This window comes from Hymenobacter setariae (genome assembly GCF_007713685.1).
GTDB classification, from domain to species: domain Bacteria; phylum Bacteroidota; class Bacteroidia; order Cytophagales; family Hymenobacteraceae; genus Hymenobacter; species Hymenobacter setariae.
In genome coordinates, this window is record NZ_VMRJ01000001.1 from 1283685 (window position 1) to 1297433 (window position 13749).

12 protein-coding genes are annotated in these 13749 nt (G+C 59.5%); 6 read left to right on the top strand and 6 right to left on the bottom strand.

Annotated elements, in window-relative coordinates:
* The first annotated feature begins 15 nt into the window (after nucleotides 1-15).
* From FNT36_RS05340 to trpS, 4 genes are all read left to right on the top strand, one after another.
* Entirely contained in the window at nucleotides 16-768 is a 753-nt protein-coding gene (locus FNT36_RS05340) for a queuosine precursor transporter (RefSeq protein WP_144845081.1), read from the top strand.
* A 28-nt stretch (nucleotides 769-796) separates the two neighbouring features.
* Nucleotides 797-1432, top strand: a complete 636-nt coding sequence (locus FNT36_RS05345) for a hypothetical protein (RefSeq protein WP_144845083.1) — start codon at nucleotides 797-799, stop codon at nucleotides 1430-1432.
* 75 nt (nucleotides 1433-1507) lie between these two features.
* Nucleotides 1508-2125 (top strand): hypothetical protein, encoded by a 618-nt coding sequence (locus FNT36_RS05350; RefSeq protein WP_144845085.1) that lies wholly within the window; start codon nucleotides 1508-1510, stop codon nucleotides 2123-2125.
* A gap of 89 nt (nucleotides 2126-2214) precedes the next feature.
* Complete coding sequence (gene trpS, locus FNT36_RS05355; protein WP_144845087.1) at nucleotides 2215-3189, top strand: tryptophan--tRNA ligase; 975 nt, start codon at nucleotides 2215-2217, stop codon at nucleotides 3187-3189.
* Between the two features lie 88 nt (nucleotides 3190-3277).
* Here trpS and FNT36_RS05360 read toward each other — a convergent pair whose 3' ends face one another.
* The 5 genes from FNT36_RS05360 to FNT36_RS05380 all read right to left on the bottom strand — a co-directional run bounded on the left by FNT36_RS05360 (nucleotide 3278) and on the right by FNT36_RS05380 (nucleotide 9939).
* Nucleotides 3278-4066: a hypothetical protein gene (locus FNT36_RS05360; RefSeq protein ID WP_233635693.1), complete on the bottom strand. Its 789-nt coding sequence runs from the start codon at nucleotides 4064-4066 to the stop codon at nucleotides 3278-3280.
* Nucleotides 4067-4196: 130 nt separating this feature from the next.
* Nucleotides 4197-6701: a PAS domain-containing protein gene (locus FNT36_RS05365; protein ID WP_144845089.1), complete on the bottom strand. Its 2505-nt coding sequence runs from the start codon at nucleotides 6699-6701 to the stop codon at nucleotides 4197-4199.
* A 118-nt stretch (nucleotides 6702-6819) separates the two neighbouring features.
* Nucleotides 6820-8571: a glycoside hydrolase family 15 protein gene (locus tag FNT36_RS05370; RefSeq protein WP_144845091.1), complete on the bottom strand. Its 1752-nt coding sequence runs from the start codon at nucleotides 8569-8571 to the stop codon at nucleotides 6820-6822.
* Nucleotides 8571-9347 (bottom strand): SDR family NAD(P)-dependent oxidoreductase, encoded by a 777-nt coding sequence (locus tag FNT36_RS05375; protein WP_144845093.1) that lies wholly within the window; start codon nucleotides 9345-9347, stop codon nucleotides 8571-8573. The genes FNT36_RS05370 and FNT36_RS05375 overlap by 1 nt, the downstream gene beginning before the upstream one ends.
* Before the next feature lie 151 nt (nucleotides 9348-9498).
* On the bottom strand, nucleotides 9499-9939 hold the full coding sequence (locus FNT36_RS05380; RefSeq protein ID WP_144845095.1) for a hypothetical protein: 441 nt from the start codon (nucleotides 9937-9939) through the stop codon (nucleotides 9499-9501).
* A gap of 513 nt (nucleotides 9940-10452) precedes the next feature.
* Between FNT36_RS05380 and FNT36_RS05385 the strand changes: the two genes are divergently transcribed.
* Nucleotides 10453-11673: a glycosyltransferase family 4 protein gene (locus FNT36_RS05385; RefSeq protein WP_144845097.1), complete on the top strand. Its 1221-nt coding sequence runs from the start codon at nucleotides 10453-10455 to the stop codon at nucleotides 11671-11673.
* On the top strand, nucleotides 11670-12662 hold the full coding sequence (locus FNT36_RS05390; protein WP_144845099.1) for a glycosyltransferase family 2 protein: 993 nt from the start codon (nucleotides 11670-11672) through the stop codon (nucleotides 12660-12662). Before FNT36_RS05385 ends, FNT36_RS05390 begins: the two co-directional genes overlap by 4 nt.
* Here the strand turns inward: FNT36_RS05390 and FNT36_RS05395 are convergent.
* The gene (locus FNT36_RS05395; RefSeq protein ID WP_144845101.1) at nucleotides 12657-13715 is read right to left on the bottom strand and encodes a UbiA family prenyltransferase; all 1059 of its coding nucleotides are present in this window, start codon (nucleotides 13713-13715) and stop codon (nucleotides 12657-12659) included. The genes FNT36_RS05390 and FNT36_RS05395 overlap by 6 nt on opposite strands.
* Nucleotides 13716-13749 lie beyond the last annotated feature (34 nt).

Consider the following 13749-nt stretch of genomic DNA (forward strand, 5'->3'; position numbering starts at 1 on the left):
GCTGGAAAAGTATCAATGCCTACCTCCACCTACGCCCACAAAAAACAGCAACTCTACCTGGTGCTCAGCGGCATCTTCTTAGTGAATGCGTTGCTGGCCGAGATTATCGGCGTCAAAATCTTCTCGGTCGAGAAAACTTTTGGCCTCACGGGCAGCCTGTCGGCAGGCGTGCTGGTGTGGCCAGTGGTGTTCATTGGCACCGATGTTATCAACGAGTACTTTGGGCGCAAGGGCGTGCTGCGCATTACCTTCCTCACGGTAGGCCTCATTCTATACGCCTTCCTGGTTATCCTGGGTACTACTAAGCTGGTGCCCGCCGACTTTTGGCTCGACCTCAACAAGACCGACGGCCAGGGCCGGCCCTTCAATATCGAGTTTGCCTATCAGAGCATCTTTCGGCAGGGTCTAGGTATCATCGTGGGGTCGCTCACGGCTTTTGTCATTGGGCAGGTGCTCGATGCCAGTGTATTTCAGGCGTTTCGGCGCATCACGGGTAGCCGCTTTATCTGGCTGCGGGCTACGGGCTCTACGCTCATTTCGCAGCTAGTCGACAGCTTTGTGGTGCTGTACGTGGCGTTTTATCTGTTCGGCAACTGGCCGCTGGCCCAAGTGCTCAGCGTGGCCACCTTCAACTACTGGTACAAAGTGGCTGCTGCCGTGCTGCTGACGCCACTGCTGTACCTAGCACATTACCTCATTGACCGCTACCTAGGCCCCGCCGAAACAACCGAGCTGCAAGAAGAGGCACTGGTCGATAAGAGCGTGTAATTACTACTTTCTATTAAGCAAGAAGCTTGTGCGTTTATTTTTACTTACAGGGTTATTATGCTGCGCATTATCAGCTCAGGCACAGTATAATACTGGGCTATTTGGCTCTACTGCAGAGGAAGGCTCTTATATTTTAGTCGATAATATAAGGGTGCGCTACACGGGTAAATTAAAAATTTTCACGAAGGAGCTAGTAGTTAAAGAGAAAGGGAAAACTATCCATTGGCATCCTGATGAAGTGCATAGTATTCGCATTGGCGAGCGTCGCTATACTACAGCGCGAGGCTTTCGAACCAAAAGCGGTTTCGGGAGCCGAGTAGAGGAGAACAATGTATTTGTTGAACTGCTTGATAGCGGCAAGATTTCACTGATGCGCTATGACTACAGCGTTGGGGCGCCTGGGTCATCTAGTCAGCTTACTGCCTACTTGCTAAAGGAAGCTGACCAGGATACCGCTGTCACTATTCCAGTGAGCGTGTATACCGGGAAAGGCAAGCGTTTCCGAGACGCACTTGCTCCCTATGTTATGAAGCGTCCCGATTTGGTTAAGCTACTCGAAGACGGCAGCATTAGCATCGAGTCATTGCCCGCTCTCATTCATGCCCTGAATACTAATTCTCCTTTTATCCGACCAACGAGACCTGGCTCTACGCTTTCGGAGTAGACCATTGCAAGGATTGCTACAAGTAGGCTGGCAGCCCCTTGCGTATCTACAACCAAGGCACGCGCCTCAAGCTTTATGCGCGCTTCTCTTTTTTTCGCTTTTTTCTTCAGTGCTAGGTTAGCTGCCCAGGCGCAGGTGAGCCTGAACCTGCGTGGCCCCGAAGGCGCAGAGGGCAGCTATGTGCTGTTTAACGACCCGCAGGTGCGCCACCCAGGTCTGCTCAAAGTATCGGCTAGGCAACTATTGGTGAAAGACCCCAACGGGCAGAAATTCACGTTGCGCCCTGGCGAGGTAACCAGCCTGCGCATAGGGCAGCAGCGCTACACCACGGCCCAGGGCTTTGAGGTGCGCAATGGCTTATTTAACCACCTAGAGGAGGACAAAGTATTTGTGGAGCTGCTCGACAGTGGGCGGGTATCGCTGCTGCGCTACACCTCACGCATCCGTACCGGGCAGCTTGGCACGGCCAGCGACTTCACCGCCTACCTAGTGCGCGAGGGCGCCCAGCCTACCGCCACTACGCTTTACACCGACAAAGGCAGCTACCTCAAAAACTACCAGGAGCTCAATGCAGCGCTGCGCCCCTACGCCGCCGACCGGCCCGATTTATTGAAGCTGCTCGATGCCAACCGCGTGGGCCCAACCCAGCTCACCCGCTTTTTTCACGCACTCAATACCCACGCTGCTTTCTAACTTCGTGGCTTACTCGCAGCGGCCGGAGCGCGCGAGCCGGGGCTAGGCCCGCGGCGCAGCCACCCGGCCGGTTGCCCATACCAGGTTCCATGTCCCGCATTCTTACCGGCATCCAGAGCACCGGCCGCCCCCACCTAGGCAACTTGCTCGGTGCGATTTTGCCCGCTATCGAGCTGTCGAAAAACTCGGCCAACGACTCGCTGTACTTCATCGCTGACCTGCACTCGCTCACCACGGTGCGCGACCCTGCGCTGCTGCGCCAAAACACTTACGCCGTGGCAGCCGCCTGGCTGGCCTGCGGCTTCGACACGGAAAACAACTTGTTTTACCGGCAGTCCGACGTGCCGCAGGTAACGGAGCTGACGTGGTATCTGTCGTGCTTCACGCCCTACCCCATGCTGGCCAATGCACACAGCTTCAAGGATAAGTCGGACCGGCTGTCGGACGTAAATGCGGGCCTCTTCACTTACCCCGTGCTGATGGCGGCCGACATCCTGCTCTACGATGCCGAAGTGGTGCCCGTAGGCAAAGACCAGGTGCAACACATCGAAATAGCCCGCGACATTGCCGCCGCCTTCAACAACCGCTACGGCGAAACGCTGGTGCTACCACAGGCGAAGGTCGATGAGCAGATAATGACCATTCCGGGCATCGACGGGCAGAAGATGAGCAAGAGCTACGGCAACATCATCGACATTTTTGCCCCCGAGAAGGAGCTGCTCAAGACCGTTAAAAGCATCATTTCGGACAGCACGCCTCTAGAAGAACCTAAGGACCACACCAAGGACATCACCTTCAAGCTGTACGCGCTGCTAGCCTCGCCCGAGCAAACGGCCGCTATGCGCGCCAACTACGAGGCTGGCGGCTACGGCTACGGCCACGCCAAAAAAGAACTGTACGAGCTTATTCTGAACCGCTTCGGCGAGGAACGGCGGCTATTTAATTACTATATGGAAAACCTGCCCGAGCTTGATGCCCGCCTAGCCGAAGGTGCTCGCAAGGCCCAGGCCTACGGCGCTGGCGTGCTAGCCAAGGTGCGCGAGAAAGTTGGGTACGGTGCATAGCTAATAGTGCTTAGTGCATAGTTATTAGTACTTAGGTAAATGGAAGACCTAGGAACTAACAACTATGCACTAACAACTAAGCACTACCCTAATACCGCTGCTCGTGCGAGAAGCTGAAGCCGACTTTGCTAGCGCGACTCACTTGCTGGTTTTCGAGCTTTTGCTTGACGGTAATCTTCTGAATATCATCCATGGGCGGCGCGATGAGGTCGTTGTTGACGGCCGCAATCATGGCGCTCTCCACGAAGAGGCGCATGGCATCGGCCGTCACGGGGTTCGAGCTCATGTCGTGGTCAGGCAGTTCGAGCTCCTGCACACCCTCCAGAAAATAATGGCTGTCGATGTTGACCAGCAGGCGGCCCACCAGGTAGCCGGGGTCGTTCATGCGCTGGTATTTGATACTATCGGCCATGAAGTTGTAGGCCATAATGTGTCCAAAAAAGCGCCGCCGAAAATCGGCCTCCACGTAGGGCGTAGTCATGGGCCCGAAGTTGTCGGGAAAAGTGACAATGTTGGAGTGCATCACGAACACCAGTAAATCGCCGGAAAAGCGGATGTGAAACTCCATGCCATTGACCGGATAGTACTCGATGCGAACGCTAGGGTCGAGAGTGGTCGTGATTTTGTGAGTCAGCTCCAGACACAGCTCTTGTGAGGCTTGACGCAGCACATCAAAGGCTGCCTGCGTGGCCCGGAAAATGGCCTGCTTGGCGCTGGATTTGCCGCTTAGGCCCTGGGCGATGAGGTCGAGGCGGTCGGCGGGCGGCGTGTCGTCTTCGGTAGGAGCCGGCGCGGGAGCGGCTTTTTTGCGCGGCTTGCGGCTGGCCTTAGCGGCAGCCGGCGAGGCAGGGGTAGCGGATGAGGCGGTAGTAGCCATAAGCAAACGGTATAAAGAATAACTGGATAGTAATGGTAGCGCAACTTACGCACCAGAACGGTTTTATCCTATTTCTCTTTATCGCATTTTCACTCCTAGGCAAGCCACCTAGGGCACCTACCCCCTTCCGCTAGCGCGGGAAATACACAAAAAACGTAGAACCACGACCCAGCTGGCTCTCTACTTCGATGCGGCCGCCGGCGTTCTCAACTATCTTCTTTACCATATAGAGGCCGATGCCCGAGCCCTCGACGTGGGTGTGGTAGCGCTGAAACATGGTGAACAACTCGTGGTCGCGCGCGAGGTCGAGACCTAGGCCATTGTCCTGCACCTCTAGCACCAGGTGGTGCCCCTGGGTTCGACTGAGTAGGCGCACCTGCGGCACGCGGTCGGGGTGGCGGTACTTAAGGGCGTTGCTGAGCAGGTTGTACACCACCGAGCGCAGATTTTTTTCGGAGAATGTGAGCGTTATAAAGGCAGGTACCTCAATCATCAGCTGCGCATTCGTTTCCTTGATGAGGGGCGCTAAGTCAAGCCGCACGTTTTGAATAACCTCGGCCAAGCGCACCGAGGCAGCACCTTGGCCATGTTCCTTTTGCAGCTTCGACACCTCGGTAAGGTGCTCGATGGTACGCTTAAAGCGGTCTACCGAATCTTGCATCAACCCCAGGATGTAGGCTACTTCGCTGGTTTGGCCGGCTGGCAACTCACTTTGCAGGGCTTGCAGCAGCCCCTCAATATTCGTAATAGGCGCTTTAAGGTCGTGCGAAGCTGTATAGATAAAATTGTCTAGGTCGACGTTGGTGCGCGTGAGTTGGAGGTTGGTAGCGCCCAGCTCTTCATTGGCCGATTGCAGCTCCTCGTTCATTACGGCTAGCTCCTCGTTGAACTCCTGCTCGCGCTGGCGCGCACGCAGCTGGGCGCTGACATTGGTCAACACCAGAATGAGTCCCGCTACTTCACTCTGCTCGTTGCGCAGGGGGTAGATGCTAAGGTTGACGTAGCTGGTTTCGAGTTGGCCAAAGCGCCAAAGACGAGTTTCTACTTCTTGGGCTACGTAGGGCTGCCCACTGCGGCGCACTTCGGCCAGCAAGCCCTCGAAGCCTTGTTGGCGCAGCTCGGGCAGAACTTCAAAGAAAGGCTTATGAAGCAAGTCTTCGGCGGACCGCCCCCACATGTCGATAATGAACGGGTTGGCAACTTGTATCTGGTAATCTGGCCCTTGCAAAATACTAATCGCTACGGGCGCCTGCTCAAACACGGCGCGCAGCTGCTGGTAGGCCACGCGCTGCCGCCGCGTGAGCACCCGCTCGGTTACCTCAAACGCAAACAGAAAAACACCCTCGGGCACAGTGGTGCCGTAGGCCTCGTAAGTAAAATCGAGATACGCCAGCCGCTCGCCGCCCTCCTCGGTGGACAAGAGTAGCGGCCGCTCGCTACCCACGGAGGTTTTGCCGGTGGTGTACACCTGATGCAGCAAGCTACCTAGGCCCTGGTCATAGGCATTTGGCAGGGCCGCTGCAAAGGCGCGGCCGAGCAGCGGCACGCCACCAAAAAACTGCTGGAACGCCGGGTTGGCGTAAGTAATAATGTGCTGCGGACCGTGCAGCAACGCGATAAGGGCGGGAGTCTTGGCAAACACTTGGGCCAAGCGCTCGCGCTCGGTAGCCAGCTGCCGCTCGGCTTCGGTCAGCTCGGTGTTGGTTTGCAGCAGTTCTTCATTGGCCGCGTGCAGCTCTTCGTTGGTGGCACTGAGTTCTTCGTTGAGTGCCTGCACCCGCTCGCGGTCTAGCACCTGCGCCGTTACGTCGGTAGCAATATCGAGTACCCCGAGCAGGTTGCCCGCCGCGTCGTAAAGGGGCTGATATACGAAGTTGAAGAAGCGCGTGGTGAGTTGCCCGTGCCGGCGCAGCTGCGCTGGTACTGTATCGCCCACAAACGGCTCGCCCGTGCGGGCCACATCGGCAATGAGCTCGACAAAACCCTGGCCCCGCAGCTCGGGCACGGCTTCTAGCAAGGGGCGCTGCAGCATCTGCTCGGCCGGGTACCCCCACATGGCGCACAGCTGCTCGTTGGCCATAGCCACTATCTGGTCGGGTCCCTGAAACAAGCCAATGGCCACCGGCGCCTGAGCCAGTAGAGCTTGCAGCAGATTGCGCTCGCGCTCGGCGGCTAGGCGGGCCTGCTGCTCGCGGGCCTGGCTTAGGCGCAGGGCATCTTCTACTGCGGGGCGTGCTTCGTCGGTGGCCGTCGCAGTGAAGTTGACCAGTAGTTCCTCACCTACCCGCTGGGCCGCCACCTGGCACTGGCGGTCGTAGCCGCCCGTGTGGTAGACTACTTCAAAATGTGTTATCTGCCCGGTGCTAAATGCAGCTTGGTGAAACGCTAACCCACCGTTTTCGAGGCTGCGTGGAAAGTGCTGCCGATAGGTGGTGCCCGCCGGACGGGCCGGTAGCTGCAACAGCAACTGCGCCGCCGGATTGAGATATATAAACTCAAAGTCTACCAACTCCCCATTAGCTGCCTGCACCGGTTTATAAAGCACTACGCTTACCGGTGATAGCTCCAATACGGCTTGGAGTAAATCGGCAGGAGCGGCAAAATCAACAGCTGGTGGGGCCGGAGTGGCAGACATAGCAGAAGTGGGTAGAGCGTTGCTAAGTTAGGGCTTTAGCCTGACCGCACTAGTAACATTTCATTAAGGCCTGTAGCCTATGGCTTACTACGCAAGTATTTACAGCATTCGAGCCAGCCTACCATACTCGGCTATCCTCGCCTTCTAGCGCCTGCTTGAGGCCATTGACAGCGCAGATAAAAGAGGAGTGCACGAAAGTCTGCGGGAAGTTGCCCAGCATCTGCTCACCGTCGTCGAGGCCAGCTTCTTCTGCAAAGAACCCTAGGTCGTTTTGGTAGCGCAATACGGCCTCGATAATGCTGCGCGCCCGGCCCAGGTCGCCAGCCACGGTGTAGTAATGGGCCATCCAGCAGGTGCCGGCCAAAAAGGCGCCCTCCTTGTGCGAGTCAAACTCTTCGAGCCGGCGCCAGTACAGGTTTTCGCGGCACCAGTGCTGCTCCAACTCCCTGATGGTAGCCAGCATCTCGGGGCTATCGGGCGCGCAGTAGGTCCAGAGCGAGAATTGCGCGGCCGTAATGTCCACCTCCTGCGAACCTGCATATACTGCAAATGCCCCAGTGCGCGTGAGGCAGTGCTCGGCCACAAACTGCCGGATGGCAGCCCCAGCCGCTTGCCAGCGCTGCGCCTGCTCGGGCGTGTCGGCGTAGGCCGCCATAAACTCGAGGCCGCGGGCGGCGAGCACTTTCGATGAAGTATAAGCCTTGGTAGTGCCTTCCTCCCAGATGCCGTTATCGTCGTGCTGCCAGTTTTCGGCTAGGAAGTCGGCCACCTTTACCACGGTTTCCCACTGCTCTTTGCGGCCAAAGCGGTCGTAAAGCAGCTTGGCCGTTAGCAGCACGTTGGCGTCGGCATCGAGCTGGAGCTGGTCGTAGGCAGTGTTGCCAATCTGCACCGGCTGGCTGCCCTGGTAGCCGGCCAGGGCCAGTTTGCGAGCGCCGGTAATCAGCGTTTTATCGACGGCATAAAATGGCGATAGGCACGTTTGGTGATTTTCGCGCAAAGCGCTAGCCACGAAGCCTAGGAAGCTCTCTTCTGGCTTGCCGACCTCATCGAGCTGCAGTAAGGCGCTGACGATGAGCCCCACGTCGCGCATCCACACGTAGCGGTAGTCGTAGTTGCGAGCGCCGCCCAGCACCTCGGGCAGCGAGGTAGTAGCAGCCGCCACAATGCCGCCCGTGGCTGCATAGGTGAGTTGCTGCACGGCTCGCATCGAATCCTGCACCTGCCGCTCGTAGGGGCCTTCGTAGTGCAGCAGGCTGGCCACCTTGCGCCAGGCTGCTAGCGTGTGGTCGAGCGCCTGGTCTAGGCGCTCGGCGCTGAGGTTGGGCACGGCGTCTGCCGTATCGGTAAGTACGGCCCAGCCTGCTTCCCCGGCCGGCACGGTTATTTGCCAGGTATCGGCTACGGCGCGGGCGGGGTGCGAGGTACGTAGCCACAGCCCTAGGTCAGGAAAATGCACCGTGGTGCCCTCGGCCGACACCTCGCCTAGAGTAGCTTGCAGCCCATAGTCGGGCCGCAGGCGCAACGTGTGCGTGAGGGCCTCGCTGGCGGGCGAAAAGGTGCGGCACAGGCCCGTGAAGTCATCTTCTAGCGGTAGCCAGTCGGTGAGGGTAAAGGGCTGGCCGGCCACCGTGTACTCGCTCACCAGCACGCTGCTGCGCTCTAGGTAGGCGCGGCGCACAAACTGCTTGCTGGGTGCCTCTACGGCCCAGTAGCCGCCCTGCTCGGCATCGAGCAGCAGCGCCAACACAGCCGCGCTGTCAAAACGCTCGGGGCAATACCAGCACAGCGTGCCCTGCTGGTCGAGCAAAGCACACGTGCGGCGGTCGCTGACCACGGCCAACTCCTGGATGCGGGGCTGGCGCGGCATTAGGCTCCCTGCGCTACCATGCGCATAAAGCCGCCATCCATGACATAGGTCGAGCCCGTGACGTAGTCCGAGTCGGCCGAGGCCAAGAACAGGGCCAGCTTGGCAATTTCGGCGGGCTGGCCAGCGCGCTTCATCGGGATTTTCTCTTCGCCCTGCTTGCGGTATGCCGGGTCGTCGAGGGCTTTTTGGTTCATAGGTGTGAGTATCATGCCCGGCGCCAAGTTATTGACGTTAATGCCGTCTTCGGCCAGTTCCAGGGCCAGCGTGCGCGTGAGGTTGCGCAGGCCACCCTTAGCGGCGCAATAGTCGGCAGTGCCCGGCGACACTACCTCTTCGTGAATCGAGGTCACGTTGATAATCTTGCCTTTGCCACCCTGCTGCTTGCGATGCTGGGCAAACAGCCGCGCCAGATAAAACGGCCCAAACAAGTCGGTGCGGATGGTGTGCTCAAACTCGGCGGGCGTCATCTCGACTACGGGCTTGTGGGCACCACTCACGCCGGCATTATTAACCAAGATATCGACTGTCCCAAATTCAAGCACTGCCCGCTTGAAAAGCTGTTCGGCTTGCTGGGCATCGCTCACGTCGGCCTGCACTACTAGGGCACGCTGGCCAGCGGCCTCTACGGCCTGCCGAGTGGTTTCGGCCCCCTGCTGGTCGGTGTGATACACGATAACCACATTAGCCCCTTCTTGGGCAAACTGGATGGCGGTGGCTTGCCCGATACCCGAATCGGACCCCGTTACGAGGGCTGTTTTAGCTGTCAGCTTCGACATAGGATGTTGCATGAATACCATAGCTGCGCCCACCTAGGCGCAACCCACTGGGGGCTGGCCAGGCTAGGCGACTTGCTGGGTGCTCCAGCAGCTAGGTGTTGGCAAACGCTACGGCGCGCAGAAAGTTGGCCCTAGGGCCCGGCACTCGGCCTTAGTCGGCCACGGGCGGCGACACTGCTCGGGCCTGCTGAATGGCCGCCTCTAGCGTATCGTGCCGCGTGAGGCCGAGCGCCGAATCGGTGGCCAGCTGCACTAGGGCCGCTAGCAGTTGCCCGGCAATAGATTCTTCATTGGCATCGGCCTCGACGAAGCGCAGGTGGCGTAGCCCAGCCGCGTGCGCCCGCGGGTGCCAGTCGTGGGCCATCCAGTGATGGGCGCCGGGGTGCAGGGTGCTCAGCTGGCGCAAGTCTACTATCCAGTGGGCCACGGCCTCGGGGTGGCGGTGGCCAGTGTACATCTGCAGGCCATGGTTGAGCAGCAGTTGGTATTGGTCGAGGCTAACATTGCCTTGTAGGCGCATCATGAGGCCAGGAATTTCGGGCGCCCACAGCGCCGAACCAGCAGTAGTCGTGAAAAGACGAGATTGCAGCATAACAAAAAGTAATGAATGAATTGCGCGCGCTTGGCAGCTACTGCCTAGGTCTTGCCTGGTGAGGCCAGGGCAGCCAAGCGCCTACGCAGAGCACCTAGGGCTGGCCAGCCGCTCGCAAAAGCCAGCAAAGAGTGCTCCAAAGGCCACTTCACGCCTCGGCCACTCGCCAAGTACGCGGTGCGCATCTTCATAACACGTGCTGTTACAAGTTGTTCGAGGGCGGCCGGGCGCCCCACTGGGCGCGGAAGCTGGCTACCGGTACCAGGGCAGCCGCTAGCCAGCGGCACTTAGGGCCCGCCTCACCAACCCTTTCACTCGCAACGCGCCCAAGCCTGCTAGGGCTGGGCTTTTGTGAGTATACCGTTGGCTAAATGCCCAGCTTTACCTAGTTCTCAGCCGTTCTGCTTACTTTCGTTATTTACTCATGTAATTATTGGCTTACTAGCAAGATAACTCTACTTATTGCCTAGTTTATTCTTGTTATTATTTTATTATTTACCCTTTACTTGCTAGATGCCACTGCCAGCTGCCGCTGCCTGCGCTAAGCCAGCCGACACTTTTTGTTTTGTAATCATCAGTACGTGTCCGCACGCCTGGGGCGGCAGCGAAGAGCTGTGGCGCGGCGCAGCCTTGCACCTGGTGCAAGCAGGCCATGCAGTGCATCTTTTTAAAACCCACGTGCAAGCGGAGCACCCGCGCATAGCGGAGCTGCGAGCAGCTGGCTGCACCATCACTGACCTGCTAGCCCCACCGCCTGTGCGCCTGCGGCTTCACCATCGGGCCCTGCCGGCCCGGTGGCGGCCCCAACCCCTAGAGGCCGAGCAGCTGCTGGGCCAGGCCCTGTACCAATTGCAGCCGCACCTCACTCTTATTTCGCAGGGCAGCAACCTCGATGGCATTGCCCTGGCGCAGCTGTGTGCGCGGCTACACCACCCCTACGCGCTGGTGGCGCAAAAGGCGGCCGAGATATTCTTGGTATATGACGAAGGGCGGCAAGCGGCGCAGCAGGCCTATCAGGCAGCCCAGCACTGCTTTTTTGTGTCGCGCCACAACCTCGCGCTTACGCAGTGCCAGCTTGCGCTAGCGCTACCTAGGGCCAGTGTGGTGTTCAACCCGGTCAACGTACCCTATGGGGGCGAGTTGCCCGCGCCGCCTGTAGCAGGCGTGTGGCAGCTGGCCTGTGTGGCCCGGCTCGATGTGCTAGACAAGGGCCAAGACCTACTCTTGCACGTGTTGGCGCGGCCACACTGGCGGGAGCAGCCGCTACACCTCACTTTTTTTGGGGCGGGGCCTCAGCGGCAGGCCTTGGTAGAGCTGGCCGACTTCCTAGGCATCGGTGCCCAAGTAAGCTTTGCCGGGCAGGTGGCCGACGTGCCTGGCATCTGGCGCACGCACCACGCGCTAGTGCTACCCTCACGCTACGAAGGGCTGCCACTGGCCCTAGTCGAGGCCATGCTGTGCGGCCGCCCGGCTATTGCCACGCCAGCTGGCGGCATAGCCGAGCTATTAGTCGATAATGTGACTGGCTTTTTGGCCACCGCACCTACCATCGACGCGCTCGACGAAGCCCTGACGCGCGCCTGGGCCCGCCGCGCCGACTGGCCGCAGTTGGGCGCGCAAGCGGCCCGCCATGCCTGGGCCACCGTGCCGCCCGACCCCGCCGCCGACTTCAGCCAGCAACTACTACAGCTGGCTTACTCACTTGCTACGCCTTCCCAGAACCACGCTCTATGAATCAAGAAGTTGTATCTATCATCATGCCCACCTACAACCGGGCGCACTTGCTGGTGAAGGCCATTAGCAGCGTGCTGGCCCAAACCTACGAGCAGTGGCAGCTGATTATTATTGATGATGGCTCGGCCGATGACACGCGGGCGCAGGTGCGGCCTTTTTGCGAAGCCTACCCCACCAAGATAGAGTACTACTACCAGCCCAACCGGGGGCAGGCCGCGGCCCGCAATGCTGGCCTGCGCCATTGCCGCGGCACCTACATTGCCTCGCTCGACTCGGATGATGAGTGGCACGCCGACTTCTTGGCAGCCAGCGTGGGGCAGCTCGCCGCTCGCAACCTCGACCTGGTTTTTCTCAACTGGGTGGGCACTTATGACACCCAAGGCTTTGCTCATTTCTACGACCGACCCGCGCAGCGCCGGGCCTACTGCACCACCCTAGCCGACGACTGGTGGCTGCTGACGCCCGCCCAGGTGCGCCAGCTAGCCATCGAAACGTGCCCCTCCCCCTCGTCGGCGCTCGTGATACGGCGCTCGGCCCTGGCCGGAACCTGGAACGAGCAAATGCGCATTGCCGACGACTGGTGTCTGCTGCTCGATACAGTGCTAAGTCGGCCGTGCCAAGCTGCCTTTACCCTCAAGCCGCACTGGCTCAAGCACGTGCACGACACCAATATCTACGACGGCCGGTTTGACACCGCCCTCATCCGGGATATTGGGCTGCACGACGAGCCCCTCATGCTAGAGCGCTTTCAGCATCAGCTGCGACCCGCCGAAAAGCGCGTGTTTCGGGCGCGCATCGCCGAGCATCATTTCAACTTTCTCTGCCTCAACTGGGCCAACCGGCCGGGCTTGGTGAACACGCTGCAGCATGCTGCCACAGCTATGCGCCTGGCGCCCTGGAACACCACGAAGGCAATCGTTGAACGAGGCATGCTGCAGCTGCAGAAATATCTGCACAAGCCTAGCCCTGGCTTGCCAGCGACCTCATAACCGACCAGCCGACAGCTTACGCCCCAGCACCAGCAGATATACCCGGCCTTCTTGCGCAAACTGCCAAGCGTAGCTGCTAAACAAAAGCAGGTGCAGCCCCAGCACTACCCCATCGGTGGGGTAGCGCCCGCACTGGGAAGCCAGCAAGGCCAGTGGATAGAAGAACTGATAATAATCGCTCAGCACAATGCGGCGGTGCGAGTGCAGTACGGTGGGCCGGTGCCCATACACGTGCAGCCGGCACCACTCGAGCCCCGCATACACGAGCAGCAGCCCAAGCGCCCACGCATTGTAATTGATTGCCAACACCAACCCGAATGCTATTACCTCTACCGGAAACACTACCAGATGGCCTAGGCGCTGGGCAAAGCGCACCCCGCGCCGGCACACAAACGTGTCGAGCTGCGCCTGCGCATCGGCCTCCGCATCGCTCAATTGGTGCCACAAAATGTTGTGTATGCCGCACGCCAGCGCCCAAGCACCTATGGCTAGCCACCAAAGCGTCGGCACGGCTTGCCCCGTCCATTGGCCCACTGCCGCCACGGTAAGCAACTGCGGAAAGACGTGCGCCCCGCTGGCATCGGCCAGCACGCCCGCAAAGCCGCGCTCCTTGAGCCGCGCGGGGGGCAGCGAGTAGAGCGAGTACACCACCCAGGCCCCTAGGTACAGCAGCCCACTCGTGGGGCTGAGCTGCCAGAAATAACGCCCAAATCCTATGCCCCCCAGCACGCAGCTCCCCAGCACCAAGCCAATAAACCCAGGCGACCGCCCCGCCAGCCGGTTGGCTTTGCCTGCTGCCGCATCGGCGCGCAGGTCCGTCCAGTCATTGAGTACACTTACGTAAATGGCGCCCACCAACAGCGCCAGCAGCAACAGCCCTAGGTGCCCCAGCAACGGCAGCAGCGGGCGCTGCCCCAGGCTAGCAGTAGCATAAAACGTGGCTAGCACGGGCGCAAATTTTCCAACCCACCACTCATTTGTGCGGGCCACGGCCAGCAGCCCAGGCGGACGCTCGGGCTCTACCGCTGCCCTTTCCACAATTAATTGACTCATACCTTTTGGTGCAAACTAGTGTACTGCTTACCTA